Origin of the sequence: Acidiphilium sp. JA12-A1, from assembly GCF_000724705.2 — a bacterium.
Taxonomy (GTDB): Bacteria; Pseudomonadota; Alphaproteobacteria; order Acetobacterales; family Acetobacteraceae; genus Acidiphilium; species Acidiphilium multivorum.
In genome coordinates, this window is the sequence record NZ_JFHO01000053.1 from 96,400 (window position 1) to 120,537 (window position 24,138).

22 protein-coding genes and 2 pseudogenes are annotated in these 24,138 nt (G+C 69.4%); 5 read left to right on the top strand and 19 right to left on the bottom strand.

The features are described from left to right. From RT91_RS10515 to RT91_RS10530, 4 genes are all read right to left on the bottom strand, one after another. Complete coding sequence (locus RT91_RS10515) at positions 1 to 534, bottom strand: GNAT family N-acetyltransferase (RefSeq protein ID WP_007424781.1); 534 nt, start codon at positions 532 to 534, stop codon at positions 1 to 3. Continuing rightward, positions 531 to 1,811 carry an RsmB/NOP family class I SAM-dependent RNA methyltransferase gene (locus RT91_RS10520; RefSeq protein WP_035187158.1) on the bottom strand — a complete coding sequence of 427 codons (1,281 nt, stop codon included), beginning with the start codon at positions 1,809 to 1,811 and terminating at the stop codon, positions 531 to 533. The genes RT91_RS10515 and RT91_RS10520 overlap by 4 nt, the downstream gene beginning before the upstream one ends. Before the next feature lie 3 nt (positions 1,812 to 1,814). Further along, entirely contained in the window at positions 1,815 to 3,314 is a 1,500-nt protein-coding gene (gene guaB / locus RT91_RS10525) for an IMP dehydrogenase (RefSeq protein WP_011942064.1), read from the bottom strand. 128 nt (positions 3,315 to 3,442) lie between these two features. Further along, on the bottom strand, positions 3,443 to 4,000 hold the full coding sequence (locus tag RT91_RS10530) for a hypothetical protein (protein ID WP_039889184.1): 558 nt from the start codon (positions 3,998 to 4,000) through the stop codon (positions 3,443 to 3,445). Between the two features lie 202 nt (positions 4,001 to 4,202). Between RT91_RS10530 and RT91_RS10535 the strand changes: the two genes are divergently transcribed. Further along, a complete protein-coding gene (locus tag RT91_RS10535; RefSeq protein ID WP_035187161.1) occupies positions 4,203 to 5,828 on the top strand; it encodes an acyl-CoA synthetase in 1,626 nt (541 codons plus the stop codon). Between the two features lie 7 nt (positions 5,829 to 5,835). Here the strand turns inward: RT91_RS10535 and RT91_RS10540 are convergent, their stop codons facing one another. From RT91_RS10540 to RT91_RS10565, 6 genes are all read right to left on the bottom strand, one after another. After that, on the bottom strand, positions 5,836 to 6,414 hold the full coding sequence (locus tag RT91_RS10540; protein WP_240314262.1) for a TMEM175 family protein: 579 nt from the start codon (positions 6,412 to 6,414) through the stop codon (positions 5,836 to 5,838). 71 nt (positions 6,415 to 6,485) lie between these two features. Beyond that, positions 6,486 to 7,448, bottom strand: a complete 963-nt coding sequence (locus RT91_RS10545; RefSeq protein ID WP_035187162.1) for a glycosyltransferase family 2 protein — start codon at positions 7,446 to 7,448, stop codon at positions 6,486 to 6,488. 10 nt (positions 7,449 to 7,458) lie between these two features. Next, positions 7,459 to 8,364 carry a polyprenyl synthetase family protein gene (locus RT91_RS10550; protein WP_007421467.1) on the bottom strand — a complete coding sequence of 302 codons (906 nt, stop codon included), beginning with the start codon at positions 8,362 to 8,364 and terminating at the stop codon, positions 7,459 to 7,461. Continuing rightward, entirely contained in the window at positions 8,361 to 8,627 is a 267-nt protein-coding gene (locus RT91_RS10555; protein WP_011942068.1) for an exodeoxyribonuclease VII small subunit, read from the bottom strand. Before RT91_RS10555 ends, RT91_RS10550 begins: the two co-directional genes overlap by 4 nt. 38 nt (positions 8,628 to 8,665) lie before the next feature. After that, positions 8,666 to 9,595 (bottom strand): histone deacetylase family protein, encoded by a 930-nt coding sequence (locus RT91_RS10560; RefSeq protein WP_013639561.1) that lies wholly within the window; start codon positions 9,593 to 9,595, stop codon positions 8,666 to 8,668. A 28-nt stretch (positions 9,596 to 9,623) separates the two neighbouring features. Then, positions 9,624 to 9,902 (bottom strand): sulfurtransferase TusA family protein, encoded by a 279-nt coding sequence (locus RT91_RS10565; RefSeq protein WP_011942070.1) that lies wholly within the window; start codon positions 9,900 to 9,902, stop codon positions 9,624 to 9,626. 85 nt (positions 9,903 to 9,987) lie between these two features. On the opposite strand from RT91_RS10565, the gene RT91_RS10570 reads away from it, so the two are divergent. Continuing rightward, positions 9,988 to 10,884 (top strand): ROK family protein, encoded by an 897-nt coding sequence (locus RT91_RS10570; RefSeq protein WP_011942071.1) that lies wholly within the window; start codon positions 9,988 to 9,990, stop codon positions 10,882 to 10,884. Positions 10,885 to 10,893: 9 nt separating this feature from the next. Here RT91_RS10570 and cysQ read toward each other — a convergent pair whose 3' ends face one another. After that, on the bottom strand, positions 10,894 to 11,664 hold the full coding sequence (gene cysQ, locus RT91_RS10575; RefSeq protein WP_035187163.1) for a 3'(2'),5'-bisphosphate nucleotidase CysQ: 771 nt from the start codon (positions 11,662 to 11,664) through the stop codon (positions 10,894 to 10,896). Between the two features lie 92 nt (positions 11,665 to 11,756). Here cysQ and RT91_RS10580 point away from each other — a divergent pair, with 92 nt between their 5' ends. Together RT91_RS10580 and RT91_RS10585 are read left to right on the top strand one after the other, a co-directional pair. Then, complete coding sequence (locus RT91_RS10580) at positions 11,757 to 13,301, top strand: leucyl aminopeptidase (protein WP_011942073.1); 1,545 nt, start codon at positions 11,757 to 11,759, stop codon at positions 13,299 to 13,301. A gap of 82 nt (positions 13,302 to 13,383) precedes the next feature. After that, the gene (locus RT91_RS10585) at positions 13,384 to 14,382 is read left to right on the top strand and encodes a DUF563 domain-containing protein (protein WP_240314263.1); all 999 of its coding nucleotides are present in this window, start codon (positions 13,384 to 13,386) and stop codon (positions 14,380 to 14,382) included. On the opposite strand, the gene RT91_RS10590 is transcribed toward RT91_RS10585, so the two are convergent. The 8 genes and pseudogenes from RT91_RS10590 to RT91_RS10625 form a co-directional block, all read right to left on the bottom strand. Further along, on the bottom strand, positions 14,373 to 14,900 hold the full coding sequence (locus RT91_RS10590; RefSeq protein ID WP_007421475.1) for a YqhA family protein: 528 nt from the start codon (positions 14,898 to 14,900) through the stop codon (positions 14,373 to 14,375). The genes RT91_RS10585 and RT91_RS10590 overlap by 10 nt on opposite strands. After that, the gene (locus RT91_RS10595) at positions 14,897 to 16,963 is read right to left on the bottom strand and encodes an FUSC family protein (protein WP_035187165.1); all 2,067 of its coding nucleotides are present in this window, start codon (positions 16,961 to 16,963) and stop codon (positions 14,897 to 14,899) included. Before RT91_RS10595 ends, RT91_RS10590 begins: the two co-directional genes overlap by 4 nt. Beyond that, entirely contained in the window at positions 16,950 to 19,184 is a 2,235-nt protein-coding gene (gene parC / locus RT91_RS10600) for a DNA topoisomerase IV subunit A (RefSeq protein WP_035187166.1), read from the bottom strand. Before parC ends, RT91_RS10595 begins: the two co-directional genes overlap by 14 nt. Continuing rightward, complete coding sequence (gene recO, locus RT91_RS10605; RefSeq protein ID WP_035187167.1) at positions 19,174 to 19,929, bottom strand: DNA repair protein RecO; 756 nt, start codon at positions 19,927 to 19,929, stop codon at positions 19,174 to 19,176. Before recO ends, parC begins: the two co-directional genes overlap by 11 nt. A 12-nt stretch (positions 19,930 to 19,941) precedes the next feature. Beyond that, the gene (locus RT91_RS10610) at positions 19,942 to 21,165 is read right to left on the bottom strand and encodes a hypothetical protein (RefSeq protein ID WP_035187169.1); all 1,224 of its coding nucleotides are present in this window, start codon (positions 21,163 to 21,165) and stop codon (positions 19,942 to 19,944) included. Between the two features lie 3 nt (positions 21,166 to 21,168). Beyond that, positions 21,169 to 22,323 carry a M20 aminoacylase family protein gene (locus RT91_RS10615; RefSeq protein WP_007422000.1) on the bottom strand — a complete coding sequence of 385 codons (1,155 nt, stop codon included), beginning with the start codon at positions 22,321 to 22,323 and terminating at the stop codon, positions 21,169 to 21,171. A 7-nt stretch (positions 22,324 to 22,330) separates the two neighbouring features. Further along, positions 22,331 to 22,831 (bottom strand): annotated as a pseudogene (locus RT91_RS20570) (integrase core domain-containing protein); the annotation flags it as partial. A gap of 113 nt (positions 22,832 to 22,944) precedes the next feature. Further along, positions 22,945 to 23,139, bottom strand: a pseudogene (locus tag RT91_RS10625) (transposase); the annotation flags it as partial. 225 nt (positions 23,140 to 23,364) lie between these two features. Between RT91_RS10625 and RT91_RS10630 the strand changes: the two are divergent. Next, positions 23,365 to 24,138 (top strand): dTDP-glucose 4,6-dehydratase (locus tag RT91_RS10630; protein ID WP_035187172.1); only part of this gene is annotated, 774 nt, incomplete at its 3' end.

Sequence of the window (24,138 nt, forward strand, 5' to 3'; positions counted from 1 at the left end):
TCAGATGAAACGCTCGATGCCGTCCCAGCGATAGGCGATCTGCGGCACGTCGACGCCGCCGACCTCGACGCTGCCTTCGGCAACGCGGCGCCCGCCCATGCGCTCATAGAACCAGCGGGCGGGATTGTCCGCCAGCACCCAGAGGACCGCGGAGGCGCAGCCACGTCCGGCGAGATGGGCCATCGCAGCCGAGAGGAGCTCGCGTCCGAGCCCACGCTCGCGATAATCATCGAGGACGTAGAGCGTTTCGATCTCGGCATCGGCGAGAGCGCGGCGGCGGCGGCGGCCGGTGACGAAGCCGACGACCTCGCCGCGGCCCACGGCGGAGGAAAGATCGGTGCCGGAAGCGACCGCAACATGCACCACCGCCCCGCTGCGGATCACCCGGTCGTAATAGCCGGCCTGATCCGGCGCCGAGAGACCGGTGAGCACCGGCTCCGGTAAAACGCCCGCATAGGCGCTGCGCCAGCTCGCGACATGGACGGCGCCGATGCCCGGCGCATCCGCGGTGCGGGCGCGGCGGATGGCGATCATCCGCGCCGCTCCATCCGGCAGGCGAAGAACCCGTCGGTGCCGTCGCGCGCGGGGGACAGGCGCAGCATGTCCCCATGCAGATAGGCCGGCAGGCCGTCGGCGACGGGGACGATCGCGAAATCGGAATGCCGCGCGAGAAAACTCTCGATCTGCGCCTCGTTTTCCGGGCGCAGCACCGAGCAGGTGGCATAAACCAGCCGGCCGCCGGGTTTGACCAGGCGTTGCGCGGCATCCAGGATCGCCGCCTGCTTGGCGGTGAGTTCGGCGAGATCTGTCTCGGTCAGCTTCAGCCGTGCATCGGGGTTGCGGCGCCAGGTGCCGGCGCCGGTGCAGGGGGCGTCGACCAGCACGCGGTCGAATTTCTTCTCCTGCCGCTTCACCCATTTGTCGCCGGATTCGAGCAGGTGTCGCTCGGCATTGTGCACACCGGCGCGGCGCAGGCGGCGGATCGCCCCATCGAGCCGCGGCGCGGACACGTCGCAGGCAATGATGTGGCCCTTGTTGGCCATCGTCATCGCCAGAGCCAGCGTCTTGCCGCCAGCGCCAGCGCAGTAATCGGCGACGCGCATGCCCGGCTGCGCCCCGGCGAGCAGGGCGACGAGCTGGCTGCCCTCGTCCTGGATTTCCACGAGCCCGTCGCGAAACGGTGCCGCAACAGTGATGTTCTGACGGCCAGGAAGGCGCAGGCCCCAGGGGCTGAGCCGCGTTGGCTCGGCCTTCAGCCCGGCGGCGGCCAGGGCGGCGAGCGCCTCCTCGCGCGTGGCCTTGAGCAGGTTGACCCGCAGATCGAGCGGCGCGGGCTGCATTAGCGCCGCGCATTCCGACTCGAGCTTGTCGCCAAAGCGCTCGCGCAGCAAAGGCAGCACGAAATCGGGCATTTCCAGCCGCACCGCCTCGGGCATCGACGGATGGTCGAGCGTATGGGTGTCGAGCCGGTCGAGCGCGCGCCGCTCGGCGGCGTCGAGCGGCGGCGGGGCGAACCGCATCACGCCGAACAGCCCGGCGACGCGCGGCGCCGGCATGCCGGTGAGCACGCGCAGGGAGGCGATGAGCAGGCGCGGCGTCGCCTCGGCGCCGACACGCTCCAGCCACCAGCCGAGCCGGCGGCGGGCACGCAGCACCGACCAGACGATCTCGCCGATCTCGCGCCGGTCACCGCCGCCGATGAAGCGGCGCGTGCGAAGGAAGTCGTTGGCGATGGCATCGGCCGGCCGGCGATCGGCCTCGATCGTGCCGAGCAGCTCGATCGCCGCCTGCAGCCGGCCCGCGGGGGTCAAGGCTCAGTCCTGCCGGTAATTCGGCGCCTCGCGGGTGATCGCCACGTCATGAACGTGGCTCTCGCGGAGGCCGGCGCCGGTGATGCGGCGGAATTGCGCCCTTGTCTGCAGGTCGGCGATGGTGGCGCAACCGGTATAGCCCATGCCGGCGCGCAGCCCGCCGACCAGCTGGTGCACCACCCCGGCCATCGGGCCCTTGTAGCCAACGCGCCCCTCGATCCCCTCAGGCACAAGTTTCAGCGAGTCCTTGATGTCCTGCTGGAAATAGCGGTCGGCCGAGCCGCGGGCCATCGCACCCAGGCTGCCCATGCCGCGATAGGACTTGTAGGACCGGCCCTGGTAGAGAAACACCTCGCCGGGCGCCTCGTCGGTGCCGGCGAGGAGCGAGCCGATCATCACGCAGTCCGCCCCGGCGGCGAGCGCCTTGACCACGTCGCCCGAGGTGCGGATCCCGCCATCGGCGATCGCCGGCACGTCGGCTTCGTGACAGGCGGCGGCGGTCTCCATCACGGCCGAGAACTGCGGCACGCCGACGCCGGCAACCACGCGGGTGGTGCAGATGCTGCCCGGGCCGATGCCGATCTTCACCGCGTCAGCACCCGCCTTGATCAGCGCCGCGGCGGCCTCGGGCGTCGCGACGTTGCCGGCGACGATCTGCACCGCGTTCGAACGCTCCTTGATGCGCGCGACGGCGCGCAGCACGCCCTCTGAATGGCCATGCGCGGTATCCACCACCACGACATCCACCCCCGCGGCGATCAGCGCCTCGGCGCGGCGCGCCCCGTCCTCGCCGACGCCGGTCGCCGCGGCAACGCGCAGGCGCCCGAGTTCGTCCTTGTTGGCGAGGGGATGCGCCTCGGCCTTGTCCATGTCCTTCACGGTGATCAGGCCGACGCAGCGATAGTCTTCGTCCACCACCAGCAGCTTCTCGATCCGGTGCTTGTGGAGCAGCGACCGCGCGACCTCGGGCGCGACATTGGCCGGCGCGGTGACGAGGTTTTCCCGCGTCATCAGCTCATACACGCGGGCGGCCGGGTCGGTCGCGAAGCGGACGTCACGATGGGTAAGGATGCCGACAAGGCGGTTGGTGTCGCGCTCGACCACGGGAACGCCGGAAATCCGGTGCTGGGCCATCAGCGCCTGCGCCTCGGCCAGGGTCTGCTCGGGGTGGATGGTGAGCGGGTTGACCACCATGCCGCTCTCGAATTTCTTGACCTGGCGCACCTGGTCCGCCTGATCCTCGATCGAGAGGTTCTTGTGCACCACGCCGATGCCGCCCTGCTGCGCCATGGCGATCGCCATCGGCGCCTCCGTCACGGTGTCCATCGCGGCGGAGATGACGGGAATGTTGAGCGAGATGGAGCGGGTCAGCCGCGTGCGGGTGTTGACCGCGGCGGGGAGCACCGAGGAATAGCCGGGAACGAGGAGCACATCGTCGAAGGCATAAGCCTCCGTGATGCGGTCGGAGCCTCGCGGGAGAAAAGTCTCATTGCTGGGAGCCATGGTGCGTCCTTGCCGGTTTGCGGACCTTGGCGATCCCTACTATCCGGCTCCCGGCAATCCGGCAAGGCCGGCGGCGCAGGGCAGCCCGCGCAGCGCCGGACCTTGAAGGTTCATCCTACCTTGAAGGTTCAGCCTTCGGCGCGCGCCCGGCCGGGGACGGCGTAATCCGCCTCGATGACCTTCGAGGGCGGCGGCAGGGCATTCGGCGGCAGATGCGCGTGGGCCGAGGGATGAAGGGCTTTCGGCCCTTCATGGGGACCCGGAAGGGCCGCGGCCTGAGGCGTGCATCCGGCGCTGCGGCGGACGAAGACGTGCATCCGGCCGTTGTTTCCGGGCATGATCTCCATCTGCTCGCTGCACACGCCGCTGGGACCGCCGGAACTGACCATGGTGATGCGGGTGGTGCCGCCCTGCAGGGCGGCAGGGCCGGCCATCGCCAGGGTCGGGGCGAGCGGGGCGGCGGCCAGCTGCTCAAGGGCCGCCATCTGAACCTGCATCGCGCGCTGCATCTCGTTCATCTGGCGAATCAGGGCCACCGGGATCGCCGGCGCGGCCATGAACGGCACCGGCGCCATCGCAACCGGAACAACAACGATTTCCGCCGGCACGGCGGCGGGCGAGGCGGCAAGCGCCACGGCCGGCAATGCGACCACGGCAGCTGCAAGGGGCAGGATCTTGCGGTTCATCAACGCGACTCCTCGAACTCGGAATTCAGCTTCGGCGGGCGTCATTGCCGCGTGGTGCGGATCTTGGTGCGCGGCGCGCGGAAGTCCAGCGCGGAAGGCGACGCGTTCGTTCACATCGTCGCGCGCCGCCGGGATGGCGGTAGCATGGGGCGGCTGGTATCCTGTCCGCAACGAAACGCCACACCACGCCGAGGACACGACCATGACCGATTTCATCACCGGCCTCGAGAAGACGGAAGCGAACTACCAGGCGCTGTCGCCACTCTCCTTCCTCGCGCGGACAGCGAAAGTCTGGCCGGAGCGAACGGCGGTTGTTCACGGCTCGATCCGGCGCACCTGGGCGGAAACCTTCGAACGCTGCAAGCGGCTGGGCGCGGCACTGGCGGCACGGGGAATCGGACCGGGCGACGTCGTCGCCGTCATGGCGCCCAACATACCGGCAATGGTCGAGGCGCATTTCGGCGTCGCCATGGCGGGCGCGGTGCTGAACACGCTGAACACCCGGCTGGATGCGCCGACCATCGCCTACATCCTGCGCCACGGCGAGGCGAAACTCCTGCTGAGCGACACCGAATTCGCCCCGGTGATCGCCGCGGCCCTGGCCGAGCTCAGTGACAATGCGCCTCCGGTGATCGATATCGACGATCCCGAGGGCCCAGGCGGCGCCCGGTTGGGAGCAATGGATTACGAGGATTTCCTCGCCACCGGCACGGCGGATTTCGACTGGCGCTTCCCCGATGACGAATGGTCGGCCATCGCGCTCAACTACACCTCGGGCACCACGGGCAAGCCCAAGGGCGTCGTCTATCATCATCGCGGCGCCTATCTGAACGGGCTCGGCAACGCCATCACCTGGAACATGCGCCAGCATCCGGTCTATCTCTGGACGCTGCCGATGTTCCACTGCAACGGCTGGTGCTTCCCCTGGACCATCACCGCGCTGGCGGGAACGCATGTCTGCCTGCGGCGGATCGACGCGGCGAGTATCGCCGCCGCCGTGGAGCGGCATGGGGTGACACATCTCTGCGGCGCACCGGTGATCATGAACATGATGATCAACGCGCCGGAACCGCAGCGTGCCGTCTATGCCGGGCGCGGCGTCGCGATGATGACCGCCGGCGCGCCGCCGCCTGCCGCCGTGATCGAGGCAATGGAAGGGCTCGGTGTCGATCTCACCCATGTCTACGGGCTGACCGAAACCTACGGCCCGGTGACCTATTGCGCCTGGCAGGAGGACTGGAACGGCCGCCCGGCGGCGGAGCGCGCGGCGCTGCGGGCAAGACAGGGCGTGACCTATGCGGTCGAGGAAGGGGCGATGGTCGCCGATCCGGCCACCCGCGCGCCGGTGCCGGCGGACGGGACGACGATGGGCGAGGTGTTCCTGCGCGGCAACATCGTGATGATGGGCTACCTGAAGGATGCGGCCGCCACGGAAAAATCCTTCGCCGGCGGCTGGTTCGCGACCGGCGATCTCGGCGTGATGCACCCCGACGGCTACATCGAGCTCAAGGACCGCTCGAAGGACATCATCATTTCCGGCGGGGAAAACATCTCGACCATCGAGATCGAGACCGTGCTCTATCGCCATCCGGCGGTCCTGGAAGCGGCGGTCGTGGCCGCGCCGGACGAGAAATGGGGCGAAGTGCCGTGTGCCTTCGTCGTGCTGCGGCCGGACATGACGGCCACGGCCGAGGAGATCATCGCCTTCTGCCGGCAGAACATGGCCCATTTCAAGGCGCCGAAGCGCATCGTGTTCAGCGAGTTGCCGAAGACCTCGACAGGCAAGATCCAGAAATACGTGCTGCGCGAGCGGGCGCGGGCCGGCTGAGCGGCGCTCAGCGCCCGTCGAACAACGCTTCGATCCGACGGTCCGGCACGCACCACAACAGGGCGACCAGAGCGTAGAGTCCATCGGCGATCCAGGGCGAGACGAAGGCGAGGACCAGGCCAGCGAGATAGAGCGGCGGTGAAATCTTCCCCTTGACGTCGCGACCAAGCACCGTCGCCAGAGGGGAGTCTGGACCCTGCGCGTGGATGATCGCCGCCTGCGTGATCTTCCAGGCAATCGCCGGCATCAATAGCACGAAGCCGTAGAGCGCCGCCGGGCCCGAGGCGCGGGGGTAATCGCCGAGCCAGCCGGTGGCGAAGGGGATCAGCGACAGCCAGAACAGCAGGTGGATGTTGGCCCAGAGAATCGTGCCATTCACCCGCTCGACCAGCTGGAAGAGATGATGGTGGTTGTTCCAGTAGATCGCGACATAGAGAAAGCTCAGCACGTAGCCGGCGAGCGTCGGCAAGCTGGCGGACAGCGCGGCAAGCTCGGGGCCGGACGGCGTCTTCAGCTCGAGCACCATCACCGTGATGATGATGGCGAGCACCCCGTCGCTGAACGCGGCAAGGCGATCGCGATCCATGCGCCGGCGCCCCGCTCCACCCCTCGCCTCATGGTCCATGCCGCCCTCCATGCCGGTCGCCGCGGCTCCGGTCAGAACAGGAATTCGCGCTCCGCGTTCCATCGTGCGACCAGGCCGCGCGCCTCGGCCGACTCGTCAAGCAGGCGGCCATGGGCACGGGCCAGCGCCTCGGCATGGTGCAACGCCGCCGCGAGCGCGCGCATCGCCGGGTCGGACGGCACCGTATGGCGCAGCTCGCCACCGCGATAGTCGATCGGGTCGAACACCATCCGCGCCGGGTCCACGGGCTGGGCGAGATAGGCCGGGTCGCCGATCAGGCTCGCGGGAGCATCACGCAAACGCTCGAACGGCACTTGATAGTGTTCCGAATAGCGGTTTTGCAGCGCAGCCGCGCCGGCCGCCAGCACCTTGAGCCAGCCGATCCCGCATTTCTGCAGGTCGTGCCAGCCGGAGCGGCGGGGATAATGCGCGAGTGCGGCGCCGGGCAGGCCGATTTGCGGCAGCGCGACGCCATCGACCGACGCACCATGATTGCCGGGTGCCACGGCACAGCGCGCGCCGAAGCCGCCGCGCACGATGACCTTGGGCACCGGCGGGGTCTGCCGCGCGCGCCAGCGCATCCGCCTTGGGACGACCGGTTCGGCCGGATCGTCGTCCACGGTGTCGAAATAATGCACGAGCGGCACCGTCGCCGCGCCCGCCACCGTCGCGGCAAGCGCGCCGCCCAGCCCGCCCTCGCCCGCGACGATGAATTCATCGACATCGAGAAACGCCACCCAATCCGGGTGGTGCAGCCCGTCGGCGGTCTCGTAGAGCCATGAATTCACCCGCGCCTCGTCGAACCCGACGGCGCGGGCCTGGAACACCGACAATGGAAGCCCCTCGTCGCGCAGCGCCCGCAGGATCGCGAGCGTGCGGTCGGTGCTGCCATTGTCGAGGAAGAGCATGTGCGCCGCGAAGCTCGCGTTGTGCCGCACGAAGGCCTCGACGATGTCCTCCTCGTTCAGGATCCGGCTGGCGATGACGATCCGCATCGTCCGCCGGTCAGTTCCGGCGGTTGACCGTGAAGGCGGCCAGCGCGCGAAGCAGATCCGCCTTCGCGCCGAAACTGTCGAGATAGGCGGCGGCCTGGCTCGCGAGATGCGCCGCATGGGTGCGCGCGCGCTCGATCCCCATCACCGCGACCATCGTCGCCTTGCCCTGGGCAGCGTCCTTGCCGGCGGTCTTGCCGAGGCTGGCATCCGAGCCCTCCTCGTCGAGAATGTCGTCGGCAATCTGGAAGGCGGCGCCGAGATCCCGCCCGTAGCCGGCGATATGGTGCCGCTGCGGCCCCGGCGCGCGACCGAGAATGGCACCGGCCTCGGCGCTGAACTGGATCAGCCGCCCGGTCTTGAGCGCCTGCAGGCGGGTGATCACCGGCGGTTCGAGCTGCCGGCCTTCCGAGACGATGTCGATCATCTGGCCGCCGACCATGCCGCGCGCGCCGGAGGCGGCCGCGAGGGCCAGCACCAGTTCGCAGCGCACCTCGGGATCGGAATGGGTGTCCGGCTCGGCCAGCACCTCGAAGGCGCGGGTTTGCAGCGCATCGCCGGCCAGGATCGCGGTCGCCTCGTCGAAGGCCTTGTGGCAGGACGGCTTGCCGCGGCGCAGATCGTCATCGTCCATCGCCGGCAGGTCGTCATGCACCAGCGAATAGGCGTGCAGCATCTCGACCGCGGCGGCAACGCGTACCGCGCAGGTGATGTTGACCGAAAACAGCCGTGCCGTCTCGATCACGAGGAAGCCGCGCATCCGCTTGCCGCCGCCGAGCACGGCGTAGCGCATCGCCTCGACCAGCGGGCGCTCCTCACCCTCGGGCAGGGGCAGCAGCACGTCGAGTTCGGTCTCGATCAGGGCAGCCGCGTCCCTGAGGGCAGCGGCGAGAGCGGCGTCGGACTCGGTGGCGGTCATTGGTCGTCCTTCAGGGCAAGGGAGCCGTCGGCGCGGGCGACGATCGACTGCACGCGGCTCTCCGCCTCGGCCAGCCGCGCCTCGCAATGCTGCTTCAGACGACTGCCGCGCTCATACGCGGCGATGGCGTCCTCGAGCTTCTGCTGCCCGGTTTCGAGCCCGCGCACGATGCGCTCCAGCTCGGCCAGGGCATCCTCGAAGGACAACTTGTCGATGTCCGGTCCCGACTCCGGGGCGCCGGCGTCCGGCTTGGCTGCGGCCATGATCGAAACTCCCAAGTTTTCCCCGCGATAGCGCCGGATCAATGCCGCATCAAGGCGCGGACATGGGCGGCGGTGCCAGCGGCGAGCGCCTCGAGATCGTAGCCGCCCTCGAGCAGGGAAACCACCTTGCCGCCGCAATGCCGGTCGGCGACGCGCACAAGCGCCTCGGTCAGCCAGGCGAAATCGGCGGTTTCGACATTGAGTTCGGCGAGCGGATCGAACCGGTGGGCATCGAACCCGGCGGAGATGATGAGCAGTTCCGGCGCGAACCGCTCGAGTGCGGGGATCAGCGTGTCCTGCCAGGCGGCGCGGAACTCGGCCGAGCCCGAGCCGGGCGGCAGCGCGGCGTTGACGATATTGCCGGCAACCCCGCGCTCGGAAGGGCGGCCGGTGCCCGGATAACACGGATACTGGTGCGAGGAGGCATAGAACAGGTCGGCATCCGTCTCGAACATCGCCTGGGTGCCGTTGCCGTGATGGACATCGAAATCGACCACGGCAACGCGCTTCAGACCATGGGCGCGGGCATGATGCGCGGCGATCGCGGCATTGGCGAACAGGCAGAAGCCCATGGCACGATTCGGCTCGGCGTGATGCCCCGGCGGCCGCGTGGCAACGAAGGCGGCGCGGGCCCAGCCCTCCATCACCGCGTCGACCGCGCGCATGGCGCCGCCGGCCGAGCGCAGCGCCGCGGCGAGGCTGCCATGGCTCATCAGCGTGTCGGCATCGAGATGCACCGGTTCGCCTTCCGCTGGCGCCATCGCCAGGATCGAATCGACATAAGCGTCGTGATGCACCGCGCGCAGCGCGGATTCAGGCGCCTCCGGCGCCACTTCGCGCAGCAGATGCTGGAATTCGGGCGTTTCCAGCGCGCCCAGCACGGCCCGCAGCCGCGCCGGGCGCTCGGGGTGGTGCGGGCCGGTATCGTGGTCGAAGCAGGCGGGATGGGTGATCAGGGCAACGGGCATCTGTCTCGGAGTCTCCCTGTGGGTTTGCTTATCTGGCGGCGTCGTGCCGGGCCGCTTCTTTCGCGGCGGCCTCCTGTTTCGCGCCGCCGGCGCGGATGGTGAAGCTGAAGACGCCCTTTACCTCGCTCCACGAGATCAGCGCGTGGCCGGCATCGCGACAGAAATCGCGAAAATCGACGACGGCGCGGGGATCTGTCGCGAGCACGCGCAGCCGCGTGCCAGGGGCAAGGGAGCGCAGCTCGCGGGCCGCCCGCAGCACCGGCATCGGCCCTTTCAGATAGCGCGCGTCGAGCTGTCTGTCCGCCATGGGAACATGGTGACGCCTCGCCGCCTCTTGAGCAATAGGCCCAATGGCGTGATAGAGGCGCCGGACGTAATGGACGGGACAGATCATGACCTATCGCATCGGCATCGACCTGGGCGGGACCAAAATCGAGATCGCGGCGCTGATGCCCGACGGCTCGCTGGCGCATCGCGTGCGGGTTCCGACACCGCAGGATTACGGTCGGACGATCGACACGATCGCCGGCCTCGTTCAGGATGCCGAGGCCAGGCTCGGCCCGGCGCATGGCATCGGCATCGGCATTCCAGGGACGATCAGCCCGGCCACCGGCCTCGTGAAGAACGCCAATTCCGAGCGGCTGAACGGCAACCCGTTCGACAAGGACCTCGAGGCGAAGCTCGGCCGGCCCGTCCGCGTCTCGAACGACGCGAACTGTTTCGCGATGAGCGAGGCGGCGGACGGCGCGGGCGCGGGCGCGCATTGCGTCTTCGGCGTGATCATCGGCACCGGCTGCGGCGGCGGCATCGTGATCGACGGCAAGGTGCTGGAAGGGCGGCATCACATCGCCGGCGAATGGGGCCATACCCCGCTGCCCTGGCCACGCATGGAGGAAATGCCGTTGCGGCGCTGCTGGTGCGGCAAGCCGGGCTGCCTCGAGACTTACATCGCCGGGCCGGCTCTGGCCGCAGAGGCGGACGGGCCGGGCGCCCGCGATGCCGGCTCTGTGCCGGCACGCGCCGCCGCCGGCGAGGAACGCGCCATCCGCGCCCTCGCCATCCATGCGGACCGGCTGGCGCGCGGCCTCGCCATGATCGTCAACATCCTCGATCCGGACGTGATCGTGCTGGGCGGCGGACTGTCGAATCTCGACCATCTCTACACCGACCTGCCGGGGCTGATGAAACCCTACATCATCAGCGACACGTTCGACACGCCGGTGGTCCGCAACAAGCACGGCGATTCCTCGGGCGTGCGGGGCGCGGCCTGGCTCTGGCCGGCGCCCTGAGCCACGCCTTCAGCCGGCGGCGCGGCCGAAGCAGAGGAAGTGGGGGTTCTCGAACCCCTTCTTGCCGTAACGGAGGGGGGTTTCGTCCGCCATGGTGACGACGCGGCCACCCGCCGCCTCCAGCACCGCCTGCGGCGCCGCGGTGTCCCACTCCATGGTCCGGCCGAGGCGGGGATAGAAATCGGCCGCGCCCTCGGCGAGGCGGCAGAATTTCAGCGCCGAGCCGATATTCGTCAGCTTCGCTACCTTGTAGCGGGCGAGATAGGCGGCGAGTTGCGGATCGTCCGCGTAATGGCGAGATGCATAGACGGTGATCCCCTCCGCCGGCGGGATGCGGGCGGCAATCGGGTGGCGGCCGGCACCGTTCTGCCGCCAGGCCCCCTGCCCCACGATCCCGCCATAGACGGCACCCTGCGCCGGCGCGCCGACCGCGCCGAGATGCGGCCGGCCATCGACCACAAGGCCGATGCAGACCGCGAACTCGTCGCGCCCCTCGGCGAATTCCCGCGTGCCGTCGAGCGGATCGACCAGCCAGAAGCGGCGGCCGGGATCGGTCTGCCGGCCGGCGGCGACTTCTTCCTCGGCAACCACCGGGATCTCGGGGACGGCACGGCGCAACCCCTCGACGATCACCCGTTCGGCGCGCGTGTCGGCGATCGTCACCGGGGTTTCGTCGGCCTTGCGGTCAACGGTGAAGCCGCCGGCACGGACGGCAAGGATTTCGCGCCCCGCGGCCTCGGCCAGCGAGGCTGCGAGTTCGAGCAGTTGATTGTCGTTCATGCCCGCCTGATATCCCGGGGCTTGGAAAACACCAAATTGGCGAGCATGCTGGATTGCGTCGCTAAACGAAACGGAAAACGGGACAAGACGGCATGATCGATATCGGATTTGCAAAGCCCGCGCTGCCCGAAAGCGGTGCGCTCGCCCTGCTGCTGGCCGAGGGTGCGGCGCTCGACGGTGTTGCAGCAGCATTGGACGCCGCCCTCGAAGGTGGGCTCACCCGCGCGATGGCGGCGGCGCGCTTCACCGGCAAGCGCGGGCAGACAGCAACCCTGATCGCGCCCGGCGCCGGTCTCGACCGCGTGGTGCTGGTCGGCCTCGGCGCCGCCGACGACGTCACCCCCCACCGCGCCGAGAGCGCCGGGGCGACCGCCGCCGCGGCACTGCTGAAGGAGCCGTCCGCCTCGCTCGCCGCCGACGCGCTCGACCCCGCCCTGCTCGCCCATGCCGCCCTCGGCGCGCGGCTGCGCAGCTACCGGTTCGACCGCTACCGCACCCGCCAGAAGGAGGAGCAGAAGCCGAAACTCGCGAATCTCGCCGTGCTGGCGTCCGATACGGCGGCGACGCGCACCGCCTTCGCCCCGCTCGCCGCCCTTGCCGCCGGCGTGGAGCTGACCCGCGATCTCGTTTCCGAGCCCGCCAACATCCTCACCCCGGCCGAGATGGCCGACCGCGCGAAGACGCTGAAATCGCTCGGCGTAAAGGTCGAGGTGATGGACCAGCGCGACCTTGAGAAACTTGGCTTCGGCGCGCTGCTGGGCGTCGCCCGCGGCAGCGTGAACGAGCCGCGCGTGGTGGTCATGCAATGGCTCGGCGCCTCCGAGCCCGAGGCGCCGGCGCGCGGCCGCAAGGCACAGGCGAAGCAGGCGGCGAAACCCGCGCGCAAGGAGCGCGCCGTCCCGCACGATCCGCTGGTCTTCATCGGCAAGGGCGTGACCTTCGATACCGGCGGCATCTCGCTCAAGCCCGCCGCCGGGATGGAGGACATGAAATGGGACATGGCCGGCGCCGGCACGGTGATCGGCCTGATGGCGGCACTCGCCGGGCGCAAGGCGCGGGTCGACGCGGTCGGGCTGGTCGGCCTGGTCGAGAACATGCCCTCCGGCAGCGCGCAGCGGCCGGGCGATGTCGTGACCTCCTATTCCGGCCAGACGATCGAGGTGCTCAACACCGACGCCGAGGGCCGGCTGGTGCTGGCCGACGTGCTGGCCTACGCGCAGGAGCGGTTCCAGCCGCGCTTCATGATCGACCTCGCGACGCTGACCGGGGCCATCATCGTGGCGCTCGGCCACGAGAACGCCGGCCTGTTCTCGAACGACGACACGCTGGCCGGGCAACTCGCCGAGGCGGCGAAGATCACCGGCGAGGGCGTATGGCGCATGCCGATGGGCGAGGCCTATGACAAGCTGATCAACTGCGACATCGCCGACATGAAGAATATCGGCGGCGGCCGCGCCGGCGGCTCGATCACCGCGGCGCAGTTCCTCCAGCGCTTCGTCAACAAGGTGCCCTGGGCGCATCTGGACATCGCCGGCATGGCCTGGGCGACCAAGGACGGCGCCGTCGGCCCGAAGGGGGCGACCGGCTTCGGCGTCCGCCTGCTCGACCGGCTGGTGGCGGACCATTACGAGCGCTGAACCGTCCGGCCTGCTGCGCGCGGCGGGCGGCGCGATCCCGCGGATCCGCCTCGCCGCCGCCGCGATGCCGGCGCCGCTTCCCATGCCACACCCGGCGGATCCGGAATTCATTGCGCCGGAATGGATCCGGCTCCACGCCGAGGCGCCGCGCGAGGCCTTCGATCTCGCCCTGCTCGGGCCGATGCGGGCGCGCCTCGCCGGGCCGGGGCTGGTATGGCATGGCGGCGCGCTGCTCGATGAAGAGAGCGTCATGCCCGTCTATGTCCGCCGCATCGTGCATGAGGATGACGGGGCGATGCCGGCGCGCCTCGCCACCCTGCTGCCGCGGCGCGAGGCGCGGCCGGCCTTCGTCTTTCACGGCTGGGGCGTTCGGGTCTATGGCCACCTGCTGATCGAGATGCTGCCGAAGCTGCTGCTCGCCGCCTGGTTTTCGCCGCTGCTGTCTGGCGCCCTCCCGGTGCTCGACCGCCAGATGCCGGACTGGTTCAGCGCGATCCTGCACGATCATCTCGGCATCGATCCCGAACAGGCCATCTGGTTCGACTCGGCGCACGAGCAACTCGATCTCGACCGCGCCATCATCCTCCCGCTGCTCGGCCGGCGCGGCGGGTATCATCCGCTGACCGGATCGCTGATCGACGATTTCATCGCCCGCACAACCCGCCCGCCCGCAGCACCCGTGCCACGGATCTTCGTCGCCCGCGGCGATTTCGCCAATCCCGATGCGCCGCAACGCCGCTACGTCAACGAGAGCGAGATCGCCGCCATCGCCCGCGACGAATTCGGCTTCGCCGTGCTGCGGCCGGAAACCCTGCCCTTCGCCGAACAGGTCGGGCTGTTCGCCGGCGCGCGGGCGATCGTGGGGCCAATGGGCTCGGGCCTGCACAACGCGATCTTCGCCGGGCCGGACTGCGTGACCGGGGTGATCCGCTGCCACGCGCTCGACCAGTCGGCGATCGCCGCACTGCGCGGCCAGCGGATCGGCCTGCTGAGCGAAGGCATCCACGAGACCGCGCCGCAGGCCTACAGGGTCGAGCCCGACCGGTTCCGCCGCTTCCTCGCGGCGCTGCTTCAGTCGTGACCGGCGAGCCGGTCGGTCAGCGCGAGAAGCACGCCGGTGAGCACCAGCGCGAGCATCAGCCCGGACTGGAACAGCACGACGCGGTCTGATTCGGTGCGCACCTCGAGGAAGACGCGGGTGACATGGACCGCGGCGATGACCGTGATCGACCCCAGCATTTTCAGCTTGAGGGCGCCGAAATCGATGCTGCCCATCCATTCCGGCCGGCGGTCGCCCTCCGCCAGGGTGATGCGGGCGACGAAATTCTCGTAGCCCGAGAGAATCACGAGCACGATCAGGTTGGCGGTGAGCGAGAGGTCGATCAGCGACAGCGTCGCCATGATCACCTGCGTCTCGCTCATCGCGATCAGTCCGGGTGCCGCATGGATGAGCTCGACGATGAAACGGGCGACGATCAGCGCCAGCAGCACCAGCATCGCGAGATAGAGCGGCGCCAGCAGCCAGCGCCCGCCAAACAGCAGCGCCTCGATAATGCGCACCACGCCACCATTGCGGCGGGTTGGGCCTTGATCGCTCATGCGATGGTCTCCGAAGTCACGGGTTCACGGACAAGTTCCGCCTGCCGGGCCAGCCGCGCAAGCCCGTCATCGATCGCGGGCAGGCCCACCGGCGGCGGCAAGGGCGGCGGGTCCGGCAGGTCGGGATCGAACCAGGCGGCGAGCGCCTCGGCCCAGGCCCGGCAGCCGACCCGGGCCGCTGCCTCCGGGCGGGGCTCGAGGGCGAGTGCCGCCAGCCTGCCGGCCGTGCGGCGCAGGGCGGCATCGGTGACGATCGCGGCGCGCAGCAGCGGGTCGTCGTCGCGATGCGGCTCCATCATCACCCGCGCAATCGAGGCTTCGAGATTGTTGCTGGCCAGCCCCGCCTGCCGGCGCGCGGCCTCAGGCGGCGGCGCGTCGGCGGTCAGATGCGCGAAGGTCGCGACGAGATAGGCGCGGTGCGCGGCAATGGCGTCGCGCCGCGCCGCGCCAAGCCGGTTACCCTCGAAACTCGGCCAGAGCACGAGATTGGCGGCGACCGCGAGGATGCCGCCGGCCAGCGTGAAACCGACGCGCGAGGCGGCGACGACCCACTGATTCGCCCCCGGATCGATCTGCTCGATCAGCAGCACGATCATCGGCGTGAGCAGAACGACCCAGGCGCTGTAGTTCACCCCGCGCACGGCGAAGGCGAACAGCGTGAGCGGCACCATCGCCACCGCGAGTTCCAGCCTGGTGTGAACCAGCAGGCCGATGGCGGCGGCAACCAGCCCGCCCGCCGCGGTACCGCCGACGCGTTCGATCGCGCGGATCCATGTGGCCGAGAAATGCGGCTGCAGCACAAGGATCACGGTGATGGCGAGCCAATGGCCGAACGGGTTGCCGAGCCAGGCGACGAAGGCGAGCGCCGGGATTGCGACCAGCATGGAGCGCAGGGCGTGGCGCAGCGGCACCGAGGCCAGGCTGAGATTGGACCGCAACGGGCCAAGGATCGTGGCCATCAGGTCGGGCGGCACGATCTCGTCGGCGGCCGTGACGCCCGGCGCATTCGAGACGGTGATGAGCACCGAAAGGCGGTCGAGCGCGGCGGCCAGCGGACGGCGCAGCGCGGGATCGCCCTTCGCCGCGGAGACCGTGCCGCGCAGAGCCTCCAGCCCGGCACGGAGCGGCGCCGTATCCAGCGTGCGGCCGGCTTCGAGTTCGGGCGCCATCGCTCCCAGAAGGTCGCCGATGCCGGCGAGGGCGCGGCGAGCGGCGGGATCGTCGGCGCCGCGCGCGGCCATTTCCTCACCCAGCGCGATCAGCGCGCCGAACAGCTGGTCAAAAGTGGCCAGGCGAAGAACGAGCGCGTTCGCCCGCTGGCTTGCCACGCCGCGCCGGCGCAGGGTGGCCTGGGTGACGGCGCGGGCGCGCTCGATCGCTTCGCGCACGGCCCGGCGATGGCCGCGGGCGTGCAAATCGAACCCGGTCTCGCCGCCGGCATCGGCCTCGCGTTCGGCAAGATCGCGGGCGAGCTCGGCCAGCGCGAGCGCCGCATCCGCCAGGGCCGCGCGCGCCGGGCCGAACGGACGGATGCGCCAGAGCGCAAGGGTCAGGATCGCGGCTTCCGCGGCGCCGGCCCAGAAGCCGAAGGCCGCATGCAATGCGGCGACCGGCGAGCCGGTCGGCATGTCGAGCGCCAGCACGATCGTGACGGCAAGCAGGTTGCCGGTCAGCAATCCGCCCTGCCCGTAGATGCGGGCAAGGCTGCAGCAGAAGATGGCAAGCCCCGCGACGGGAATGGCAAGCAACGGGCTGGCGCCGTCCAGCAGCCCGAAACCTCCGAGGCAGATCGCGCCGGCCACGCCGAAGATCAGCATCGGCGGCAGGCGCGCCGGCAGCGCGCCGCCTGGATCGGTAAAGCAGGCGAGCAGCGCGCCGAGCGCCGCGAGGGCGAGTTGCGGCTGGTCCAGCAGGGCACCCGCCGCGAGCGTGCCGGCGACCGCAATCGCGGCACGAATTCCCTCGAGCAGGGAGACGGCGCGGAAGTTCAGCGCGAGGCTGCCGCCCGTCAGCGGCAACCCTGCACGATCGGTCAGCCGGGAGGGCGCATCAGCCGGCGTCATCGTCCGGCGGGCCGAACGTGCCCGACCGCGGGAAGCCCGTCGGCGGCAGCCTTCCGGCCTGGCCGCGCGCGCCGAGCCATTCGGCGAGCCGCGTTTCCGTCCGCTGCTTGTCGCCCAGCCGCCAGCTCAGCCCGGACGCAAGGGTAAAGGCCTTGGCGTCGGCCAGCCCGCCATCCTTGTATTTCTGCAGGATCACGCCGGCACCGCGCGCCATCTCCGGCACCTGCTCGAGCGGGAAGACCAGCAGCTTGCGGTTCTGCCCGATCACCGCGAGATGATCGCCTGCGACCTTCCGGCACAGCATTGCCTCCTGCCCCGGCCGGACGGTGAGGATCTGCTTGCCGGTGCGTTTTTCCGCGCCAAGCTCGGCACCGGCGATGATGAAGCCCCGTCCGTCAGTGCCGGCAACGAGATAGCGCGCCTCGGGGTCGGCGATGAAAAGCGCCGCCACCTCGTCCTCGTTGCCGAGATCGACCATCAGCCGGATCGCCTGGCCATCGCCGCGCCCGCGCGGCAGGTCGGCGGCGCGCAGGCTGTAGACGCGTCCATTGGTCGCGAAAACCGTCACGCGGTCGAGGCTGGAGCAGCGCAACAGCGCCTTCAGCCGGTCGCCTTCCTTGAACTTCAGCTCGGCCTCGGCCACGGCATGGCCCTTGAGCGCGCGGATCCACCCTTTTTCCGACAGGATCACGGTGAGCGGCTCGCGCTCCACCAGCGCCTCGACCGCCACCTCGGTCACCGGCACAGCACCGCTGATCGTGGTGCGCCGCGCGCCCGGACCGCCGCCGAATGTCTTCGCCGTCGCCTCGATTTCGGTCTCGATCCGCGCCCAGCGCTTGGCCGGGTCGGCCAGCATCGCATCCAGCGCCTTACGCTCGGCGGTCAGCGCCTTGTGCTCCTTGCGGATTTCCATCTCCTCGAGCTTGCGCAGGCTGCGCAGCCGCATGTTGAGGATCGCCTCGGCCTGGGTGTCGGTCAGGGTGAAGGCGGCGATGAGCGCGGGTTTCGGCTCGTCCTCGGTGCGGATGATGCGGATCACCTCGTCGAGATTGAGAAAGACCGCGAGATAGCCTTCGAGGATTTCCAGCCGGCGGGCAATCGCGGCGAGCCGGTGGCGCGAGCGCCGCTCCAGCACCTCGTGCCGGTGATCGAGCCAGGCGCGCAGCATCTCCCGCAGCCCCATCACCCGCGGCGTGCGGTCGGCGTCGAGCACGTTCATGTTCATGCTGAAACGCTGCTCGAAGGCGGTGGCGCGAAACAGGCTCGCCATCAGCATGTCCGGATCGACGGTGCGCGATTTCGGCTCGAGCACGATGCGCACGCGCTCGGTGCTTTCGTCGCGGATATCGCCCAGCAAGGGCAGCTTGCGCTCCGCCATCAGTTGCGCGACCTGCTCGATGAGGCGGGATTTCTGCACCTGGTAGGGAATTTCGGTGACCACGATCTGCCAAGCCCCGCCCTTGAGATCGCTCCGGCTCCAGCGCGCCCGCACGCGCAGCGAGCCGCGGCCGGTCTCGTAGGCGGAGAGCAGGGTCGCGCGGTCCTCCACCAGCTCGCCGCCGGTCGGGAAATCCGGCCCCTGCACGAAATCGAGCAGGGCCGCGGTCTCGGCATCCGGATGGCGGATCAGGTGGATCGCGGCGGCGCACAGCTCGGCCGCGTTGTGCGGCGGGATCGACGTCGCCATGCCGACCGCGATGCCGGCCGCGCCATTGGCCAGCAGGTTGGGAAACGCGCCGGGCAGGACGACGGGTTCGGTATCCTCGTTGTCATAGGTCGGGCGGAAATCGACGGCGTCCTCGTCGATCCCCTCCAGCAACGCGGCGGCAACCTCGGTCAGCCGGCTTTCGGTGTAGCGCATCGCCGCGGCGTTATCGCCATCGATATTGCCGAAATTGCCCTGGCCCTCGATCAGCGGGTAGCGCGAGGCGAAATCCTGCGCGAGGCGAACCAGCGCCTCGTAGATCGACATGTCGCCATGCGGGTGGAACTTGCCCATCACGTCGCCCACCACGCGGGCGCATTTCTTGAAGCCCGAGCCCGGATCGAGCCGGAGCTGGCGCATCGCGAAGATCAGCCGGCGATGGACCGGCTTCAGCCCGTCGCGCACATCCGGCAGCGACCGCGCCATGATGGTCGACAGCGCATAGGCAAGGTACCGCTCGGAAAGGGCGGTGGCGAGTTTCGTGTCCTGAACATTGCCCAGGAGATCATCGGGCATCGTCGTCTCCGTTCAGTCTGCGGGTCAGCCGGTCATAGAGGTCGAGCCGGGCCGTGGGAAGCGGGGCATGGCGCGCGCCGAACGCATCGCGGGCGAGGAAATGGCCGGTCAGCGCCAGCCCGTCGCGGCAGGCAGCAAGGTCGGCCTCATCGTCCGCGGCATCCTCGTCGAGCAGGAAGGCCGGCAGCTTCAGCAGCCGCGGCGCCCAATCGCCGGCTGCGCCGCGCGCCACCGCGCGGCCGGTGCGCGGCGAAACGAAGGCGAGATCCTCGGCCGCCCCGGACAGCGCGCAGGACGACAGATCGAGCCCGTAGCCGAGCTCGCGCAGCAATTCGAGTTCGAAGCGCACCAGCGCCGGCAGCGCGGTGCCGGCGATGCCGATGCCGCCCAGCAGCCGCGCAAGCCGGATGAACGCGCCGCGATGCGCCTCGCGCTCCGGCAGCGCACCCGCCGCGACGGCACAGGCCGCGCGCAGCACCGCCAGCGCCAGCGGGTCCGCCATCGCGATCGCGGCGGCGGGATGCACCAGCTCCCCGCTGATGCTGCCGAGCTGTTCCGGCAGGCGCGCGACCCAGCGGGCGTTGATCAGATTGCCTTCCTGCCAGATCGCCGCCCCGCGCCGCCCCGCCCCGCCGCGCGCCAGCCCGTGCCAGGCGCCATGCGTCTCGGCCAGGACGATGGTCCGCAGATCGCTCTCGCCGAACGCGGCAACGCTGAGGACGATCGCGGGTTCGCTCCATTCCATGCGCAGCCCTGCTCAGAGAAAAGCCGGGTCGCGAATTTCGAGCCAGCCGCCTTCCCCGGTTCCATCGCGCGCAGCGACCTCGAACGAGATGTCGACCTCGCCGAAATAGACCGGCAGGTCGAAGCGCCAGTGCCGGGTTTCACCGGGCCGGATCTCGTGGGCGGCACGATGGATCTCCCGCCCGCTGCCGGCCGCCGCGAAGCCGATCGCCAGACGCAGCGCCGGGCCCGGCGCGGGCAGCAGGCGCAGCTGCGCCTCGAAGGCTGCGGGACCGGCGGCGAAGCAGCGCAGCGTGAGCCGGACCGGGGCTTCGCCGGCAGGAGCGAGGCAGAATCCCGTGTCGCCCACCGGCCTCCAGCCGCGCCCGGGCAGCGTGCAGGCCAGCGGATCGCCAGCGATGTCGAAAACCGGTTGCCGACGCGATACCGGTTGCGGGCCGAAGGCAGCACGGTCGAACACGGCATGGCTCGGCATGGTGCCGGCCCGCCAGGCGGGCGGCGGGAACCGGGCGATCAGATCGGACGGAATCGTTGTTCCGCCCGTATGGATCATCACGCGGCGGAAGGCGGCCAGCACGCCATCGATCGCTGGGTTGGCGAGATCGGGGCAGGCTGCGGGATCGACGATCAGCAGATCGGCCTCGCCCCAGCCGAGATGCCGCAACACAGGCTCGAAGCCGAGCGTGACGATATCGCCCCGTGGATCGGGCACCAGCCGCTCGGCGCCGGTTGCCGGATCGGTCATCACGGCGAGGCGGGCGCCGGCAATGCCGACCGGGTTATGGATGGCGGAGATCCGCCGCCAGGGCAGCGTATTCAGCGCGTGCAGCCGGGCGCGCCCGGGCACCGGTTCGATGCTGGCAACGGCGGCGGCCGGAAACGCCGCGGCGAGGGCGACGGCAAGATATCCATCGCCAATCACCATGATCCGGTGCGGCAGGAACGGCAGATCGAGTCCTGCCACGCCATCCCGCAGCGCGGTGATGGCCGCTTCGGCATCGCCACTCCCGGCGCGCAGCCAGAGTGGATGCGCGAAACCCGGCCAGGCGACACACACGAGCCCGATCCGCCCGGCCACCGCCGCGCGCACCGATGCCGCCGCGTCGCCGGCCGGCGATCCCGAAGCCGGGTCGTCTGGGCCGGTCGGACCGCCGGCCAGCCGGCGGGCGATGTCGCGGCGGGTTCCAGCCGGAAGCGGAGCGGACGTGTGCGAGCGGAAATCGTCCGGCGCAGGCACGCGTCAGCCCGCCAGGGCGGCCTTCGCCGTCGATGCGAGATAGCCGGCAGCGATGGGCAGGATCTCGTCGTTGAAATTGTAGTTCTGGTTGTGCAGGAAGGCTCCCTCGGTGGCCGGCCCGTTGCCGATCCAGGCATAGGCGCCAGGAATTTCCCGCAGATACCACCCGAAATCCTCGCTTGCCATGGTTGGCGGCAGATCGGTCAGCACGGGCATGCCAAGGTCCCGCGCCACGCGGCGGCCGAGTGCGGCCTCGTCCTTGTGGTTGATCGTCGCGGCGAGGCGGCGCTCGAATATCACCTCGCCGCGGCAGCCCATCGCGGAGGCCGTATGGGCGACGATCTCGCGAATGCGGCCGGTGACATGGTCGAATACCTCCGGCAGCAGGGCGCGGACCGTGCCGCGCAGCGTCACCGTGTCCGGAATCTGGTTGTCGGCCTCGGCACCGCGCAGCACGCAGATCGAAATCACCGCGGCATCGAGCGGGTTGATGTTGCGCGAGACCACCGATTGCAGCGCGACGATGATCTGCGCGGCGCAAACCACCGGGTCTGCGGTTAGGTTCGGCATCGCGGCGTGGCCGGCATGGCCGTGGATGGTGATGCCGATGCGCTCGCCCTGGGCCATCATCGGCCCGTCATGGATCATGATCGCGCCGGCCTCGACCCCCGGCCAGTTGTGGTAGCCGAAGATGCGCTCCATCGGGAAGCGGCGGAAGAGCCCGTCTTCCATCATCGCCAGGGCGCCGCCGAAGCCCTCCTCGGCCGGCTGGAAGACGAAATGCACCGTACCCGACCAGTCCGGATCGTCTCGCAGCAACATCGCCGCGCCGAGGAGCGAGGTGGTGTGGCCATCATGCCCGCAGGCATGCATCACGCCCGGCGTTTTCGAGGCGTAAGGCAGTCCCGTCGCCTCGGTGATCGGCAGCGCGTCCATATCCGCGCGCAGGCCGACGCTGCGATTGCCGCCGCGCCGCAGGGTGGCGACGACCCCATGCCCGCCAATGCCCGACTCGAAGGGGATGCCGAGTTCCTTCAGCCTCTCGCAGACGAAGGCGGCGGTCTTTTCCTCGCGCAGCGAGAGTTCGGGGTGCTGATGCAGGTATCGGCGCCATTCGGTGAGCGTGGGCGCGATGCGTTGGGCGTGCGTGTCGGGCATGGATCGATCACCTGTATGAGCTCTCGATCCAGAGTATGCGCCGCCGCGCCCCTGCGGCAAGGGGGCGCGCGAATGGCCTGAAAAGAATGTCTCTGACCTGCCCCTGAACTTTCATCCGTGTGCGATTGGAGTCTCGGCCGCTTCTGTTACACCGTTCGGTACCGATTGCGGTGAGGCCCTCGGCATAGTCCGCCGGGGTCTGGTAGCCGAGCGAGAAGTGCGGCCTCGCGGCATTGAAATCCGCCACCCAATCAGCGATGGCGGCGCGGGCATGATCGAGACCGAAGAACAGGCTCTCGTTCAAAAGCTCGTCGCGCATGCGGCCGCTGAAGGATTCGACATAACCGTTCTGCATCGGCTTGCCGGGCCCGATCTAGTGCCATTCCACCCCGTGATCCTTCGACCAGACGAGGGTGGCGTCCGAGGTGAACTCGGTGCCGTGGCCGGAAACGGTCATGCCGGGCCGGCCGCGGCACCCGATCAGACGGGTCAGTTCCCGCGCGACACGGCAAGCGGGCTTCGTTGACGGTCCCAGAGGCTCGCGGGATGCCGCCTGCCTCATCCTTCATGGCGGATTCCAAAAGACAGGAGGTTCCAACATCCAAACAGGATGTCGGCATGACGAGTCCGACGTGCCTGGCCCATCTTCAGCCCACCATACTCCTTGCGCCAGCGGTCGTAGCTCGGCTCGGTGATACCGATCCAACGGCACGCATCCACAACCGTCCCGCCTTCCGCCAACGCAATCTCAGGCTCACGAAGCTTGTCGATAATCTCTTCCGGCTTGTGATTCCTTCCATCCCGGCCCTCCTTCATGTGAAAAATCCAAGCGATTTCAGTCCAGGTCATCGCGACCCCGTCTGTTGTTGCAAGCCGGCAGAATTATAATCTTCTGAAATCACTCAACTATCTTTTACGACCCGGCTCTCGGGCCCGTTGGCCGCAACGCCATATCCGGCTGTGTTTATTGTCAACGCCAATCATGGTAGCGTTTATTGTTCGTGAGTTCGCTTTTTGGACAAAAAATTTACAAGGCAAGCAATGCGATTTCTGATCACCGGGGGCTGCGGCTTCATTGGTTCTGCGGTTGTCCGTCGGCTTGTGGCGAGCACGCCGCACGAGGTCGTCACCGTCGACAAGATGACCTACGCCGCCTCGGAGGACGCGCTGGGCGCTGCGCTGGGGCATCCGCGCCATCGCCTGATCCGCGCCGACATCGCCGATGCCGCGGCGATGCGCGCCGTCTTCGAGGCGCACCGGCCCGACATCGTCATGCATCTCGCCGCCGAATCCCATGTCGACCGCTCGATCGACGGGCCGCGCGATTTCATCGACACCAACATCACCGGCACCTTCGTCCTGCTCGAGGCCGCCCGCGCCTGGTTCGCCACCCTGGACGAGCCCGCCCGCCGCCGCTTCCGCTTCCACCACATCTCCACCGACGAGGTGTTCGGCGCCCTCGAACAAGGCGATCCCCCCTTCACCGAAACCACCCCCTACGACCCCCGCAGCCCCTACGCCGCCAGCAAGGCCGCCTCGGACCATCTCGTCCGCGCCTGGCGGCACACCTACGGCCTGCCCGCCATCGTCTCCAACACCACCAACAATTACGGCCCCTGGCAGTTCCCCGAGAAACTCATCCCGCTGGTGCTCATCAACGCCCTCGAGGGCCGCCCCCTGCCCGTCTATGGCGACGGCTCCAACCTGCGCGACTGGCTCTTCGTCGAGGATCACGCCGAGGCGCTCCTCGCCATCGCCCTCACCGGCACGCCCGGCGAGACCTACGCCATCGGCGCCCGCCAGCCCCGCTCCAAT

Excerpts from the sequence above, each read along its gene's own strand:
- cysQ (WP_035187163.1), bottom strand. The coding sequence starts at position 11,664 with ATGAACGACAATCAACTGCTCGAACTCGCAGCCTCGCTGGCCGAGGCC.
- RT91_RS10515 (WP_007424781.1), bottom strand. The coding sequence starts at position 534 with ATGATCGCCATCCGCCGCGCCCGCACCGCGGATGCGCCGGGCATCGGC.
- RT91_RS10545 (WP_035187162.1), bottom strand. The coding sequence starts at position 7,448 with ATGCGGATCGTCATCGCCAGCCGGATCCTGAACGAGGAGGACATCGTC.
- RT91_RS10595 (WP_035187165.1), bottom strand. The coding sequence starts at position 16,963 with ATGACGCCGGCTGATGCGCCCTCCCGGCTGACCGATCGTGCAGGGTTG.
- RT91_RS10555 (WP_011942068.1), bottom strand. The coding sequence starts at position 8,627 with ATGGCCGCAGCCAAGCCGGACGCCGGCGCCCCGGAGTCGGGACCGGAC.
- RT91_RS10585 (WP_240314263.1), top strand. The coding sequence starts at position 13,384 with ATGCCACACCCGGCGGATCCGGAATTCATTGCGCCGGAATGGATCCGG.
- parC (WP_035187166.1), bottom strand. The coding sequence starts at position 19,184 with ATGCCCGATGATCTCCTGGGCAATGTTCAGGACACGAAACTCGCCACC.
- RT91_RS10530 (WP_039889184.1), bottom strand. The coding sequence starts at position 4,000 with ATGAACCGCAAGATCCTGCCCCTTGCAGCTGCCGTGGTCGCATTGCCG.
- RT91_RS10570 (WP_011942071.1), top strand. The coding sequence starts at position 9,988 with ATGACCTATCGCATCGGCATCGACCTGGGCGGGACCAAAATCGAGATC.
- RT91_RS10565 (WP_011942070.1), bottom strand. The coding sequence starts at position 9,902 with ATGGCGGACAGACAGCTCGACGCGCGCTATCTGAAAGGGCCGATGCCG.
- RT91_RS10550 (WP_007421467.1), bottom strand. The coding sequence starts at position 8,364 with ATGACCGCCACCGAGTCCGACGCCGCTCTCGCCGCTGCCCTCAGGGAC.
- RT91_RS10590 (WP_007421475.1), bottom strand. The coding sequence starts at position 14,900 with ATGAGCGATCAAGGCCCAACCCGCCGCAATGGTGGCGTGGTGCGCATT.
- RT91_RS10560 (WP_013639561.1), bottom strand. The coding sequence starts at position 9,595 with ATGCCCGTTGCCCTGATCACCCATCCCGCCTGCTTCGACCACGATACC.
- RT91_RS10615 (WP_007422000.1), bottom strand. The coding sequence starts at position 22,323 with ATGCCCGACACGCACGCCCAACGCATCGCGCCCACGCTCACCGAATGG.
- RT91_RS10540 (WP_240314262.1), bottom strand. The coding sequence starts at position 6,414 with ATGGATCGCGATCGCCTTGCCGCGTTCAGCGACGGGGTGCTCGCCATC.
- RT91_RS10535 (WP_035187161.1), top strand. The coding sequence starts at position 4,203 with ATGACCGATTTCATCACCGGCCTCGAGAAGACGGAAGCGAACTACCAG.
- guaB (WP_011942064.1), bottom strand. The coding sequence starts at position 3,314 with ATGGCTCCCAGCAATGAGACTTTTCTCCCGCGAGGCTCCGACCGCATC.
- recO (WP_035187167.1), bottom strand. The coding sequence starts at position 19,929 with ATGGAATGGAGCGAACCCGCGATCGTCCTCAGCGTTGCCGCGTTCGGC.
- RT91_RS10580 (WP_011942073.1), top strand. The coding sequence starts at position 11,757 with ATGATCGATATCGGATTTGCAAAGCCCGCGCTGCCCGAAAGCGGTGCG.